Here is a 14,184-nt window from a genome sequence, read left to right on the forward strand (position 1 = left end):
ATGTATATCCATCATTCTGAGAAAGGAGGCGCAGAATTCAAGCATTAATTCTGCTAATATGGCCGATGTTTTTTGATTTCTACTGAGAAAGTTTGAATGTCGACACTTGCCACCTTAAAAGAACTTCTTGCCAAGAAAATTTTAATTATCGATGGTGCGATGGGTACCATGATCCAGCGCCATAAACTGGAAGAAGCCGATTACCGTGGCGAGCGTTTTGCTGATTGGGCTTATGATCTGAAAGGCAATAACGACCTGCTCGTTTTGACACAACCACAAATCATTCAAGGTATTCATGAAGCTTACTTGGAAGCTGGCGCCGACATTATTGAAACCAATACCTTTAACGGTACGCGGGTTTCGATGTCTGACTATCATATGCAAGATCTGGTTCCCGAGATTAACCGTGAAGCCGCGCGTCTGGCCAAAGAAGCCTGTGCCAAATATTCAACCCCAGAAAAACCACGTTTTGTGGCAGGTGTGATTGGTCCGACATCACGTACCACGTCTATTTCTCCAAACGTCAACGATCCAGCCTTCCGCAACATCACTTTTGATGCCTTAAAAGTGGATTATATTGAATCAACCAAAGCGCTGATTGAAGGTGGTGTCGACATCATCCTGATTGAAACCGTATTCGATACTTTAAATGCCAAAGCTGCGATCTTTGCGGTGAAAGAAGTCTTTAAAGAACTGGGCTATGAACTGCCAATCATGATCTCAGGCACCATCACCGATGCATCTGGCCGTACCTTAACCGGTCAAACCGCAGAAGCGTTCTGGAACTCGATGCGTCATGCAGAACCGATCTCGATTGGTTTTAACTGTGCGCTTGGTGCAGATGCGATGCGTCCACACGTCAAAACCGTGTCGGATGTAGCGGATACTTTTGTTTCAGCACATCCTAACGCTGGCTTGCCAAATGCCTTCGGTGGATATGATGAAACACCGGAAGAAACTGCAGCTTTCATTAAAGAATTTGCGGAAAGCGGTCTGATCAATATTACCGGTGGTTGCTGTGGTACCACACCGGATCACATCCGCGCAATTGCACAAGCAGTGGAAGGCATTAGCCCGCGTCAAATTCCTGAGATTGCGCCAGCTTGTCGTTTAAGCGGTTTAGAACCATTTAACATCACCCCAGATTCACTGTTCGTGAACGTCGGTGAACGTACCAACGTCACCGGTTCGAAAAAATTCCTGCGTCTGATTCGTGAAGAAAACTTCGCCGAAGCACTCGATGTTGCCCGTCAGCAGGTTGAAGCCGGTGCACAAATTATCGATATCAACATGGATGAAGGCATGCTGGATTCACAAGGTGCCATGGTGCACTTCCTGAATCTGATTGCGTCTGAGCCGGATATTTCACGTGTGCCGATCATGCTCGATTCTTCTAAATGGGAGATTATCGAAGCAGGTTTGAAATGCGTGCAAGGTAAAGCCGTGGTGAACTCGATTTCCTTAAAAGAAGGTTATGACGAATTTGTCGAACGTGCCCGCCTGTGCCGTCAGTACGGTGCAGCAGTGATTGTGATGGCATTTGATGAAGATGGTCAGGCCGATACAGCAGCACGTAAAAAAGAGATCTGTAAGCGCTCTTATGATGTGCTGGTCAATGAAGTGGGCTTCCCTGCTGAAGATATTATCTTTGACCCGAACGTGTTTGCGATTGCGACAGGGATTGTAGAACATAATAACTATGCGGTTGATTTCATTGAAGCGACTGGCTGGATTAAAGAAAATCTACCCCATGCCATGATTTCAGGTGGTGTCTCTAACGTCTCGTTCTCATTCCGTGGTAATGAGCCAGTACGTGAAGCGATTCACTCAGTGTTCTTGTACCATGCCATTCAAAAAGGCATGACCATGGGGATTGTGAATGCCGGTCAAATGGCGATTTATGATGACATTGATAAAGAATTAAAAGCTGCCGTTGAAGATGTGGTTCAAAACCAGAATCAAGGCGAAAGTGGTCAGGATGCAACAGAACGGCTGCTGGCTGTCGCTGAAAAATATCGTGGTCAAAGTGGTACGCAAAAAGCCGAAGAAAACCTGGAATGGCGTAATGAATCTGTTGAAAAACGTCTTGAATATGCACTGGTCAAAGGCATCACGACGTATATTGACCAAGACACTGAAGAAGCCCGTTTAAAATCAACCCGTCCACTGGATGTGATTGAAGGCCCATTGATGGCAGGTATGAACGTGGTTGGCGACCTGTTTGGTGCCGGTAAAATGTTCTTGCCGCAGGTGGTAAAATCTGCGCGTGTGATGAAGCAGGCAGTGGCTTGGCTGAATCCGTTTATTGAAGCTGAGAAAACCCAAGCTGAAGCCAAAGGTAAAATCCTGCTCGCGACGGTAAAAGGTGACGTACACGACATCGGTAAGAACATTGTCGGCGTGGTGCTGGGCTGTAACGGTTATGACATCGTGGATCTGGGCGTGATGGTGCCGTGCGAGAAAATCCTGCAAACCGCAATTGATGAAAAAGTCGATATTATCGGTTTGTCTGGTTTGATTACACCGTCTCTGGACGAAATGGTCTTTGTTGCCAAAGAAATGCAGCGTAAAGGCTTTAATATTCCATTGATGATTGGTGGTGCAACCACCTCTAAAGCCCACACCGCTGTAAAGATTTCACCGCAATATCAAAATGATGGTGTGTACTACACAGCTGATGCTTCACGTGCCGTGGGTGTGGCAACACAATTGCTTTCTGCCGAGATGAAACCAAAACTGGCAACGGACTATGCGGCGGATTATGAAAAAATCCGTACACGTTTAGCCAATAAACAGCCGAAAGCCGCCAAATTGTCTTATGCAAAATCAATTGAAAATGGCTTTAAAATTGATTTTGGTGCACACACTCCAGTAAAACCAAACTTCATTGGTTCGAAAACTTTCACCAATTATCCACTTGAAACCTTGGTGGAATATTTTGACTGGACACCGTTCTTTATTTCTTGGAGTCTGGCGGGTAAATTCCCGAAAATCCTGGAAGATGACGTAGTGGGCGAAGCAGCACGTGACTTGTTTGAACAAGCACAAATTATGCTGAAAGATATCATCGAGAATAAACGTTTCGATGCGCGTGCCACCTTCAGCATTTATCCTGCCAACCGTGTGGCAAGCGACACTGTTGCTGTGGCAGATGAAAATGGCAATGTGACCCATACTTTTGAACATCTACGTCAGCAGTCGGATAAAGTGACAGGCAAAGCCAACTATTCTTTGGCGGACTTTATTGCACAGAAAGATGTGGCTCAGGATTATTTGGGTGGTTTTACAGTTTCAATCTTTGGTGCGGAAGAGCTGTCGCAAGAATACAAAGCCAAAGGCGATGATTATTCTGCAATTATGGCGCAGGCTTTAGGTGACCGTTTTGCGGAAGCATTTGCTGAACATTTGCACCAGCGTATCCGTAAAGAATTCTGGGGCTACCAAGCAGATGAACAATTGTCGAATGAAGATTTGATTAAAGAGAAGTATGTCGGTATTCGTCCTGCACCGGGCTACCCTGCGTGTCCTGAACATTCTGAAAAAGCGCCACTCTTTGACTGGTTAGGTACAACTGACAAGATTGGAACTTACTTAACCTCTAGTTTTGCAATGTGGCCACCTTCATCAGTCAGCGGTTTCTATTATGCAAATCCTGAAACTGAATACTTTAACGTGGGTAAAATCTCTGGCGACCAGTTGGAAGATTATGCGAAGCGTAAAGGTTGGACGCTGGATGAAGCGAAACGTTGGTTAGCGCCGAATTTGGATGATTCGATTGTTTAAGAGTCATCTAGTTTAGAGAAGAAAAATCCCCTCGATTGAGGGGATTTTTTATTTTTCAATCAATTAGTCTTAACTTTCTCAATCGCGAACGAATACCACCCTCTTTACGTGAATGTCGTTTTGCAATTTCTTTAATAGACAGCTTTTCATCCATAAATGCATCAATCAGACGAACTTCCTCATCTTCTGTCCACTTTTGCCCAATCATTGAATCATTGATATTTTCTATATCTTCTTGGGAAATGGTTACTTCAGATTTTTCAATACTAACTTCCACCGAGCTTTCTTCGACGTCCAATAAACTAGTTGCTTGCTCATAGATCTTTTTAACATCGGCAAGAAATCCTTTATTTTCACATCCCAGGATAAATAGTTTATTTTGTGCACGAGTCATACCCACATAAGCAAGTTTTCGCTCGGAATCTAAATCATGATTTTCACCGAGTCGTGGCATGTAATCTAGCCCAACGAAAAAAACATGTGGAAACTCCAAACCTTTGGATGACTCCACATTCATAATTTTAATTGAATTTTTATTTAAGTCTAATGCCTTCTTCTCTACGCTGCTAAAAATAAATTCTGCTTCAACATTTGGTATATAAGTATTTAATTTTGACTTCAACTCACTCACAAAAATATCGTATACGGCTGATTTTGCCTGTAATACAGCAATCTCCCTTGGTGCAGTTTCTGATTGCAACAATTGACGAATTTTCCGAGCGATCAAATCGGCCAAGTGACGGACATCATTTTTATGATAAATACTTGGATATTCTCCTGTTTTACATTCGCCTGTGTCAGGATCTAAAATACGATCGTATTCGTCATTATTTTGTAAGCTATCCGGTTGTTTAGAATTCAAAAATGCTTTGGCAATATCTAAAATTTCTTTAGTATTACGATAACATTTATATAGTTCTACTGGTTTTTTACCTTGAACCTGCAAGCCAACAGAGCGCCAGCTTGGCTTTTTGCGGTTGAAAATATTTTGTGCAGGGTCATAACAGAACAAAATATTGTTACTCTCAGATTTCACTAGTTTAGATAGCCCAATAATCCATTCCTGCGCAAAGTCTTGTCCTTCATCAATCAGAATAGCGTCATATAATTCAGCGTCTAGTACATCCTTCTTTTCCAGGTAATCCAGTAAAATGTGCCCCACCCGGGTATTATATTCGGACTGCTTTTCCTGAAGCAGCATAGATAAATTCGCTCCAGTTAGCTGCTTGACAAGGCTATGAAAATTAAGAACTTCAATTTTCTTATTAAAATCATCACCGAACATATGCTTTAAATGGTTGCATAAAGAATTGTTATAACAAACCACTAAAATCTTATAGTCAGGATAAATTGTTTTTAGATACTTGGCACGGCATGCTAAAACCAAAGTTTTGCCACTTCCTGCTACACCTTTTAAAATACGATGCCCATCACCAATATTTTTGGCAATTGATTCTTGTGTTAAATCTAAAGCTTTAATTTCTTGTGGCTCTAAGGCAAATAGCTCATCTTGTTTAAACTCATTGACACGAATTTCCGGAAAAATCATATACCGAAGAAATTTCTCTTCCGCCTGAGTTAAAGGTTCAAATGGAAATGCAACATCTTGGAAAGCCTTAATTAATTTTTGTTTAAACGTTTTATTTTCGGCAACTAAACGTAAATCATCCTTGTATATGGTCTTATGCTCGGAGCTAATAGCTGGAAAGCTGAGTCCAATCCCCTTAGCATCCTCTTGTTTTAATTCAGTATAAATCACACAACTACTGATCGGAAACTTAACATTTCCTTGATAGGGACCACTCTTTTGTAAAAATATCGCAGTCTTTTTGAATTGATTTAAAATATTTAGCATGCACTTACGTACTTGCATTTCAGGATTCTGAACAGACACTATTTTAGTGTCATTTTTATTATAAAAACGTCCTGTGAATGTATCTGGATTTAGTGTTTCAAATCGTTCTTTTGACCAATCCTTGACTTCAACTACTAATAAACCATGCTTTGGCAACCACACCAAAAAATCAGTATAACGATTTAATGCTTTCGGTTCATACCAGATAATAGCATTTTCATCTTGAAATATATGTTCCAATAATTGGTAAACTTTCCTTTCCCCACTACTGGCAGATCTTAAGTGTTGTATATTTGGAGGAATGAGTTCAGCCACGATAATATTTTCTCTAAATCTTAATTAATAAATTGAATGATATATCAAAGAAAGCTCACTAATCTAATAGCACAATCAAATTCCAGTTCATCTTTGTAAAAGGTAATAGGTTTTACTTCTTAATAGAGAAATTAAATCAAACAATATACATATCAAAAACGTTATTTTTCTGACTCATTCATTAAAATTTATCCGCTTTTACATTTTTAACTCTGCAAAAATCATTACTTTCTATAATAATAGAGCAATAAATTTATCTCCCAAATCAATCACTCTTGGTGTTCCAATGAAAAAACTCATCAACAACCCTGAAAACCTGGTTGTCGAAATGTGCAAAGGCTTCGTCCTCGCTCATCCAGAACTCGCATTTACCGAGTCACACAAAATCATTTCAAGAAAAGCAAAACATAATAATGTCGCACTGATCAGTGGTGGCGGCAGCGGTCACGAGCCGGCACATGCAGGCTTTGTCGGCGCAGGTATGTTAGACGCAGCCGTTTGTGGTGATGTATTTGCATCACCTTCACAAATTCAGGTCTATAAAGCCCTGCAGCATGTCGCAACAGACAAAGGCGTGCTGATGATCATTAAAAACTATTCTGGCGATATGATGAATTTCCAGAATGGTGCAGCGCTTGCAACAGATGACGGCATTAACGTGGATTACGTCAAAGTAGCAGATGACATTGCAGTCAAAGACAGCTTATATACTGTCGGTCGTCGTGGTGTTGCCGGTACAGTATTGGTGCATAAAATTGCCGGTGCAGCTGCATCAAAAGGTTTAGAGCTTGCGGAAGTCAAAGCTGTGGCTCAAAAAGCTGCGGACAATGTCATTAGTCTTGGTTTTGCTTATAGCTCATGTACCGTTCCTGCCAAGGGCACACCAACCTTTACTCTTGCCAATGATGAAATGGAATACGGCGTGGGCATCCACGGTGAACCAGGGATTCGTCGTGAAAAAATATTGCCATCAAAAGAACTGGCACAACGTATTATCGATGACCTGTTTCTTGACCGTCCTGACCTGACTGAAGTAGCGGTATTGGTCAATGGTTTTGGTTCAACGCCAATGCAGGAGCTGTATGTCTTTAACAACGATGTTTGCGAACATTTGGCACGTAAAGGCATCAAAATTTATCGTACTTTTGTCGGTAACTACATGACCAGTATCGACATGAACGGTGCATCAGTATCTTTACTTGCGCTGGATGCTGAACTGAAAACCTATTTAGATGCAGAAGCCAATACCCCTGCATTTAAAACGGATGGTTCACCTGCACTACCTTTTGAATTTGCAGTAAAAAATGCAGCAGCTGAACGCAGCGCCAATACCGCAGTTGAAACCCAACCTGAACATGCAATAATCAGCAATGAGCAATTCACGATTGAGAATATGCGTTATGTCGTCGATGTTATGGCGGCTTGCATTATTAAAAATGAAGTGCCTTTCTGCGAGTTAGATGCACATGCCGGCGATGGTGATTTCGGCATGAGCGTGGCCAAAGGCTTTAAACAGCTAAAACGTGAATGGCAAAGTCTGATTCAAGCACAGCATATGGATGAATTCATGCTGAACTGCTCAATGATCATTATGGAACACTGTGGCGGCGCATCAGGTCCAATCTGGGGTTCAGCCTTCCGTGCCGCGAGTAAGGCCATTCAAGATAAAACCAGTTTAACTGTCGCTGACTTTGCTGAAATGTTGCAGGCGGCAGTCAAAGGCATTCAAGTGACCGGTGAGCGTTCATTTGGTCGTGGTGCCGTGGTGGGGGATAAAACCCTGATTGATGCCCTAGTACCATGTGCAGATTCATGGTCTGCCAATACCGGCAAGACTTTTAAAGAAAACTTTGTCTTGGGTGCAGCGGCTGCGGTAAAAGGTGCAGAATCGACTCAAGAGATTGTGGCACGTATGGGCCGTGCCGGTACGGTCGGTGACCGTAGCTTAGGCTATCCGGATGCCGGTGCACATGGTTTAGGCGTGATCTTTAGCGACATTGCAGCACATATTAAATAAATCATTTATTAAAAAAGCCTCGAATCATCGGGGCTTTTTTTATTTCCAGGATACAGCCGGTGCTCAAGCAAGACAGCAGAAAGAACGTCTATTGAAATTTTTCTAGATACTTGTTCAGGTTTTCTTTGACCACGACCCTTTTATTGCCCTTCATCTGTGCTTCACTCAAAATTCCTTCCGAGTCAACCACCACAACAGGATGACCATCCTTTTTCAAACGCGCCACGCCTTCAAATAACATGCGGGCGCCGACATTATGAATTAGGGTCAAATTGGTCAGATCCAGTATAATTCGTTTTTTGCCTTCCGGTTCATCTTCCAAAATACGCAGCAGCATTTCCGATTCAGTAAACTGCAATACGCCACGCAGTTCATACACCACCACATGATCGCGTTTTCCAGTGAGATAACGGTTTTGTAAAATGGTTTGTGCCGACGGCGTTCCTTCCATTAAATGTAGCCCCATTTCCCGGGATATACGTTCAAAGATATCGACCCCACGCGCGCTATGCCCATGTTCATCAATTCGCGGAGAAAATACGGCGATGCCCACCTGTCCAGGCAATACGCCAATAATGCCGCCTGCGACCCCACTTTTTGCCGGAATGCCCACCGTGGTCAGCCAGTCACCGGCAGCATCATACATCCCGCAAGTGAGCATCACGCTCAGGACTTGCCGCACCACAGAACGATCCAATAATTTTTTACCGGTCTGCGGCTGAATCCCACCGTTGGCGAGTACCCCGGCAATCATCGCCAGGTCTTTGACCGTCACCTTGATTGAACATTGCTTGATATAACCATTGACAATCGCTTCTGGATCTTCTTCCAATACTCCTACTGTACGCAGCATATAACCCAAGGATCTGTTACGAAACGCTGTTTTCAGTTCGGAGGTATATACATCGGTATCAAAACTCAGTTCACGTCCAGCCAAACCGCTTAAAAAACGGCGCAACTGTTCCGCCCGGGATACTGTGCGTTTATAGGGAATCAGGGAGTGGGCAGTAATAGCACCCGAATTGATCATCGGATTTTTCGGAATATTGGTGTCTTTCTCCAGTGAAATCTGGTTAAAGGCCTCGCCCGAAGGTTCCACGCCCACTTTTTCCATGACCTTGGTCAGGCCGACTTTCTGCAAGGCCAAGGCATAGGCAAAAGGCTTGGACATGGACTGCATGGTGAACTCAACCTCGTCATCACCGGTGGAATAGATCGTGCCATCTACGGTGGAGAGTGCCAAAGCAAACTTCTCTGGATCGACTGCTGCCAGCTCAGGAATATAGTCGGCCAAGGCCCCTTTATCATTGTCTTGGCAGGAGCTTAAAACATGCTTGAGATAATCTGGCACCGGTGTTTTCATCGAATGAGCGTATTCCAATTCACTATTATTTTTAACTAACATAGCGGTTTTTGACTTAAGTACCAGAGTGAAAAGGTAATTTTCTGCATATCTGTGTGATGGGTTGTGCACACTTTGCGTCAGCTCCTTCAGAAATTAAATTGTAGGTTTGTTTTAATTTTCTTTTTCAGAGCGATCAAAAAAGGGCAATACTGCCCTTTTTATTGAGTCTGGATGATCTATTTCACCTTGGTTCTGCGAATCATCTTGTACAGGACTTTTGGCGAAATACGCGACACCAGTACCCCGAGTTTTTCTTTCTTGCCGCCAATCACGATATATTCTTCGCCGCTCTGCAAAGCTTGTACAGTTTGACGGGCAAAATCTTCTGCGGACAGACCATTTTCAATCGCTTCATCTGCATGCCCTTGCGGCTTCCCTTGACCATTTAAAGCGTTCAGGGACACATTGGTTTTAACAAAACCGGGGAAAATCACCGATACGCCAATCCCCTGATCTGCCACTTCAGCACGCAGGCTGTTGGCCCACATATGAATTGCTGCTTTGGCTGCGGAATAAGACGCGCGATATTGTGTACCGAGCAAACCTGCAACACTGGAAATAAACACAATACGGCCGGATTTTTGTGCCAGAAAAGTTGGCAGTACGGTTTTGGTCAAAAATACCTGCGAGAAATAATCGACTTCCATAATGGCGCGTTCAGTCTGCATGGTGGTTTCTGCAATCAGGGCACGCTGACTGAGTCCGGCATTATTGATCAGCCAGTCAATCCGGCCTTTTTGTTGCACAACCTGCTCATAGGCATGGCGAACCTGACTTTCATCGGTGATATCAGCCGTGATGGAAATATGTTGATCCGGATTGATCAGGCTTTGGCGCACATTTTCCAGTTCTTCATGACGGCGCGCAGTCAATATCACCTGCGCTCCCTGTGCGGCACATTGCTGTGCAATCGCCTTGCCTATCCCTGAAGATGCGCCAGTAATCCAGACCACTTTTCCATTTAAACTTTCAACTTTCGCCATGAAATCCTGTTTCCTTTGTTTTAATAAATATGGTGCGGCCTTTCATCTTCCAGAAATGCCAGTAAATGCTCGAAATAATAACGCATCGTATCAGCATCATAGATATTACCGAGTTTATCAAAACGTTTATAGCCGAGCTGGGTGGTTAGGTGAATCACCCCATTTAAGGTTTTATCGACCACAACATTAAACTTCAACAGGTTTTTCGGTTCACGGATCAGACAGGTCACGCCCTGATCAACGACCTGGGTAAAGGCTTTGAGTGCCGGCGAGACATACTGATGATTGCCGGTTTTCATCTGATCCACACAACCCAGTAACTCCATCACCAGCATCTTTTCCACCGGATAACACACAAAAACATCGCCGTCATGCGTATAGGTCATGCGATGCAGATAATTCACCATGGGCATGAGCCGTTCATTGCCAAATAAGGAAACCGACCAAGGCATATATTTACGTGTCGTCTCAATAATGTGCTGAATCACTTTTTCAGATTCACTGTCGGGAGATTTCGCGATCTGCACCATCTGACCAAAAATCTGGTCAATAATTTCACAGGCCATATCGGCCAGATTTTCACCGAGCGGTTTAGCCAGACTGTCTGGATCACCGGCATTTAATCTGGAATGAAGGTCGATAAAGCGCTGATGGGTTTCAGGCTGGATCTTCAGGGAAATGCTATAGCTCATCTTGTTATCCTTTTTAATCTTCTGCGATGAGTCGCGTTTTTTTATCTTTGCATCATACGACGAGTTGCTCTGCATGCCAATTGTCTAAAGTTTGCATTTGGTTAAGCTGCCGCATGCACTATTTTTTTTGCTACAATAGATCCAATTTTTCATCTACTTTTGATCTGTTTAGACTATGACTGATTCAGCGCAAAATATCGCGACAACCTACGATCCGACCGAGATCGAGAAAAAATGGTACCAAACTTGGGAAGAACGCGGCTACTTCAAGCCCTCTGAAAAAGGCGAATCATTCTGTATCATGATTCCGCCGCCAAACGTCACTGGTAACTTGCACATGGGTCATGGTTTTAACAATGCCATCATGGATGCATTGACCCGTTATAACCGTATGTCAGGTAAAAATACGCTTTGGCAACCGGGTACTGACCACGCCGGTATTGCCACCCAAATGGTGGTAGAACGTCAGCTTGGTGCAGAAGGCATTAGCCGTCATGACTTGGGCCGTGAAAAGTTCATCGAAAAAGTCTGGGAATGGAAAGAACAGTCTGGCGGTAACATTACCCGTCAAATCCGTCGTTTGGGTTCTTCTGTAGACTGGTCACGTGAACGCTTCACTATGGATGATGGTCTATCCAATGCGGTCAAAGAGGTATTTGTAAAACTGCATGAACAAGGTTTGATCTACCGTGGTAAACGCCTTGTTAACTGGGATCCAAAATTACAAACGGCGCTTTCTGACTTAGAAGTTGAGTCTGATAAAGAAGAAGCAGGTTCATTGTGGCATCTGAAATATTTCTTTGAAGATAAATCATTGCGCACGCACGATGGCAAAGATTATATCGTGGTCGCAACTACCCGTCCTGAAACCCTGCTCGGTGATACTGCCATTGCAGTTGCCCTGGATGATGAGCGTTATGCGCATCTTGTCGGCAAAAACATCATCCTGCCGATTACCGGTCGTAGCGTGGCAATTGTTAAAGATGAATATGTCGATAAAGAATTCGGTACCGGCTGTGTAAAAATCACCCCTGCACACGACTTCAATGACTATGAAGTGGGTAAACGCTGCGAATTGCCAATCATCAACATCTTCAACAAAAATGCGGAAGTGCTTGCTGAGTTTGAATACATCGCGAAAGCGGGCGAGCAAATTTCTAAAACCATCCCTGCACCTGCGGAATATGTGGGCTTAGATCGTTTTGAAGCACGTAAAAAATTAGTTGAACAAGCTGAAGCTGAAGGCTGGTTAGAGCAAATCCAACCGTATACGCTTAAACCACCTCGCGGTGACCGTTCAGGCGTGATCGTTGAGCCTCTACTTACTGACCAATGGTATGTGAAAATTGCCCCTCTTGCTGAGCCTGCAATTAAAGCGGTTAAAGATGGCGAGATTAAATTTGTACCTGAGCAATACAGCAACATGTACATGGCTTGGATGAACAACATCCAAGACTGGTGTATCTCGCGTCAATTGTGGTGGGGTCACCGTATTCCTGCTTGGTACGATGTAGATGGTAATGTTTATGTAGGTCGTGACGAAGCTGAAGTTCGTGCGAAAAACAATATCCCTGCCGATGTTCAATTAGACCAAGACGAAGACGTACTCGATACATGGTTCTCATCAGGTCTTTGGACATTCTCAACCTTAGGTTGGACTGGCGATGAAGCCAAAGATAAAGAAAACTATTTCTTAAATACTTTCCACCCGACTGATGTACTTGTGACTGGTTTTGACATCATCTTCTTTTGGGTTGCCCGTATGATCATGATGACCATGCACTTCATGAAAAATGAAGATGGTACACCGCAAGTTCCATTTAAAACCGTGTATGTACATGGTTTGGTGCGTGATGGCGAAGGTCAGAAAATGTCGAAGTCTAAGGGCAACGTGCTTGACCCATTAGACTTGATTGATGGTGTTGATCTTGAAACTTTAGTACAAAAACGTACAACAGGTTTGATGAACCCGAAACAAGCAGCGAAGATTGAAAAATCGACGCGTAAAGAATTCCCTGAAGGCATTCAATCTTACGGTACAGATGCGGTTCGTTTCACATTCTGTGCGCTTGCCAACACAGGTCGTGACATCAAGTTCGACATGAAGCGTGTTGAAGGCTACCGTAACTTTGCCAACAAAATCTGGAACGCAACCCGTTTCGTGATGATGAACTGCGAAGAACAAGTGATTGGTCAAGAAGTTCGTCAAGACCTTTGGGAATTGCCTGAACAGTGGATTGTAAGCCGTCTACAAAAAGCAGAACAAGCAGTGCAAACAGCATTTGCAACGTATCGTTTAGACTTGGCTGCACAAGCGATTTACGAGTTCATCTGGAATGAATACTGTGACTGGTATGTCGAGCTGACTAAGCCTGTTCTGAATGATGAAAACGTATCGGTTGAGCGTAAAGCTGAAATCCGCCGTGTTCTTCTTGCTGTGATGGAAGCGTCTTTACGTTTGGCACATCCGTTGATGCCTTACTTGACAGAAGAAATTTGGCAAACGCTTGCGCCGAAACTGAACATTTCTGGCGAAACAATCATGTTGGCTCAGTACCCTGTTGCAGATGAAGCGAAAATCAACGAACAAGCTGAAGCAGATATGCAATGGCTGCAAGGTTTGATTGGTGCGGTACGTAACATCCGTGGTGAAATGGGTCTGGGTAATTCGCGTTTGTTGCCTGTTCTTCTGCAAAACACGACTGATGCTGAAAAAGCACAGATCACACGTATTGAAGCGTTATTCACTGCGTTGGCTAAAGTTGAGAGCATTACTTTCCTTGCGGACGGTGAACAACCGCCATTGTCTTCATCAAGTGTTGTAGGTCATGTGTCTGTATTCGTTCCAATGAAGGGTTTAATTGACCCTAAAGCGGAATTGGGTCGTCTACAAAAAGACTTAGACAAGGTTCAAAAACAGCATGACCAAATTGCAACTAAACTTGGTAATGAAGGTTTTGTCGCGAAAGCACCTGCTGCGGTTGTTGAGGGCGAGAAAGTTAAACTTGCTGAGTTTGCTGATCAATTAGCGAAAATTAAGGCGAATATGGAGCAAATTGCGGCGCTGTAAGGTGTTGTTAGTTTGATCTAATTTATGTATAAAGGGCTGATTATTCAGCCCTTTATTATTAAAT

General features: G+C 43.5%; 7 protein-coding genes. 3 read left to right on the plus strand and 4 right to left on the minus strand.

From position 1 onward, the window contains the following. Nucleotides 1-96: 96 nt before the first annotated feature. Nucleotides 97-3,783, plus strand: coding sequence for a methionine synthase (gene metH / locus KT990_RS05030; protein WP_218209252.1), 3,687 nt, complete (start codon nucleotides 97-99; stop codon nucleotides 3,781-3,783). 55 nt (nucleotides 3,784-3,838) lie between these two features. Here the strand turns inward: metH and KT990_RS05035 are convergent, their stop codons facing one another. Further along, complete coding sequence (locus KT990_RS05035; protein ID WP_218209253.1) at nucleotides 3,839-5,953, minus strand: 3'-5' exonuclease; 2,115 nt, start codon at nucleotides 5,951-5,953, stop codon at nucleotides 3,839-3,841. Nucleotides 5,954-6,239: 286 nt separating this feature from the next. Between KT990_RS05035 and dhaK the strand changes: the two genes are divergently transcribed. Beyond that, nucleotides 6,240-7,970: a dihydroxyacetone kinase subunit DhaK gene (gene dhaK / locus KT990_RS05040; RefSeq protein ID WP_218209254.1), complete on the plus strand. Its 1,731-nt coding sequence runs from the start codon at nucleotides 6,240-6,242 to the stop codon at nucleotides 7,968-7,970. Nucleotides 7,971-8,058: 88 nt separating this feature from the next. On the opposite strand, the gene KT990_RS05045 is transcribed toward dhaK, so the two are convergent. The 3 genes from KT990_RS05045 to KT990_RS05055 all read right to left on the minus strand — a co-directional run bounded on the left by KT990_RS05045 (nucleotide 8,059) and on the right by KT990_RS05055 (nucleotide 11,050). Further along, nucleotides 8,059-9,333: a glutaminase gene (locus tag KT990_RS05045; RefSeq protein ID WP_100355297.1), complete on the minus strand. Its 1,275-nt coding sequence runs from the start codon at nucleotides 9,331-9,333 to the stop codon at nucleotides 8,059-8,061. 218 nt (nucleotides 9,334-9,551) lie between these two features. Next, on the minus strand, nucleotides 9,552-10,358 hold the full coding sequence (locus KT990_RS05050) for an SDR family oxidoreductase (protein WP_074383104.1): 807 nt from the start codon (nucleotides 10,356-10,358) through the stop codon (nucleotides 9,552-9,554). A 20-nt stretch (nucleotides 10,359-10,378) separates the two neighbouring features. Beyond that, a complete protein-coding gene (locus tag KT990_RS05055) occupies nucleotides 10,379-11,050 on the minus strand; it encodes a hypothetical protein (protein ID WP_218209255.1) in 672 nt (223 codons plus the stop codon). Nucleotides 11,051-11,225: 175 nt separating this feature from the next. Here KT990_RS05055 and KT990_RS05060 point away from each other — a divergent pair, with 175 nt between their 5' ends. Further along, nucleotides 11,226-14,120, plus strand: coding sequence for a valine--tRNA ligase (locus KT990_RS05060; RefSeq protein WP_218209256.1), 2,895 nt, complete (start codon nucleotides 11,226-11,228; stop codon nucleotides 14,118-14,120). Nucleotides 14,121-14,184: the final 64 nt, after the last annotated feature.

This window comes from Acinetobacter sp. F9, assembly GCF_019195275.1.
Taxonomy (GTDB): Bacteria; Pseudomonadota; Gammaproteobacteria; order Pseudomonadales; family Moraxellaceae; genus Acinetobacter; species Acinetobacter pseudolwoffii.

Excerpts from the sequence above, each read along its gene's own strand:
- metH (WP_218209252.1), top strand. The coding sequence starts at position 97 with ATGTCGACACTTGCCACCTTAAAAGAACTTCTTGCCAAGAAAATTTTA.
- dhaK (WP_218209254.1), top strand. The coding sequence starts at position 6,240 with ATGAAAAAACTCATCAACAACCCTGAAAACCTGGTTGTCGAAATGTGC.
- KT990_RS05045 (WP_100355297.1), bottom strand. The coding sequence starts at position 9,333 with ATGAAAACACCGGTGCCAGATTATCTCAAGCATGTTTTAAGCTCCTGC.
- KT990_RS05050 (WP_074383104.1), bottom strand. The coding sequence starts at position 10,358 with ATGGCGAAAGTTGAAAGTTTAAATGGAAAAGTGGTCTGGATTACTGGC.
- KT990_RS05055 (WP_218209255.1), bottom strand. The coding sequence starts at position 11,050 with ATGAGCTATAGCATTTCCCTGAAGATCCAGCCTGAAACCCATCAGCGC.
- KT990_RS05060 (WP_218209256.1), top strand. The coding sequence starts at position 11,226 with ATGACTGATTCAGCGCAAAATATCGCGACAACCTACGATCCGACCGAG.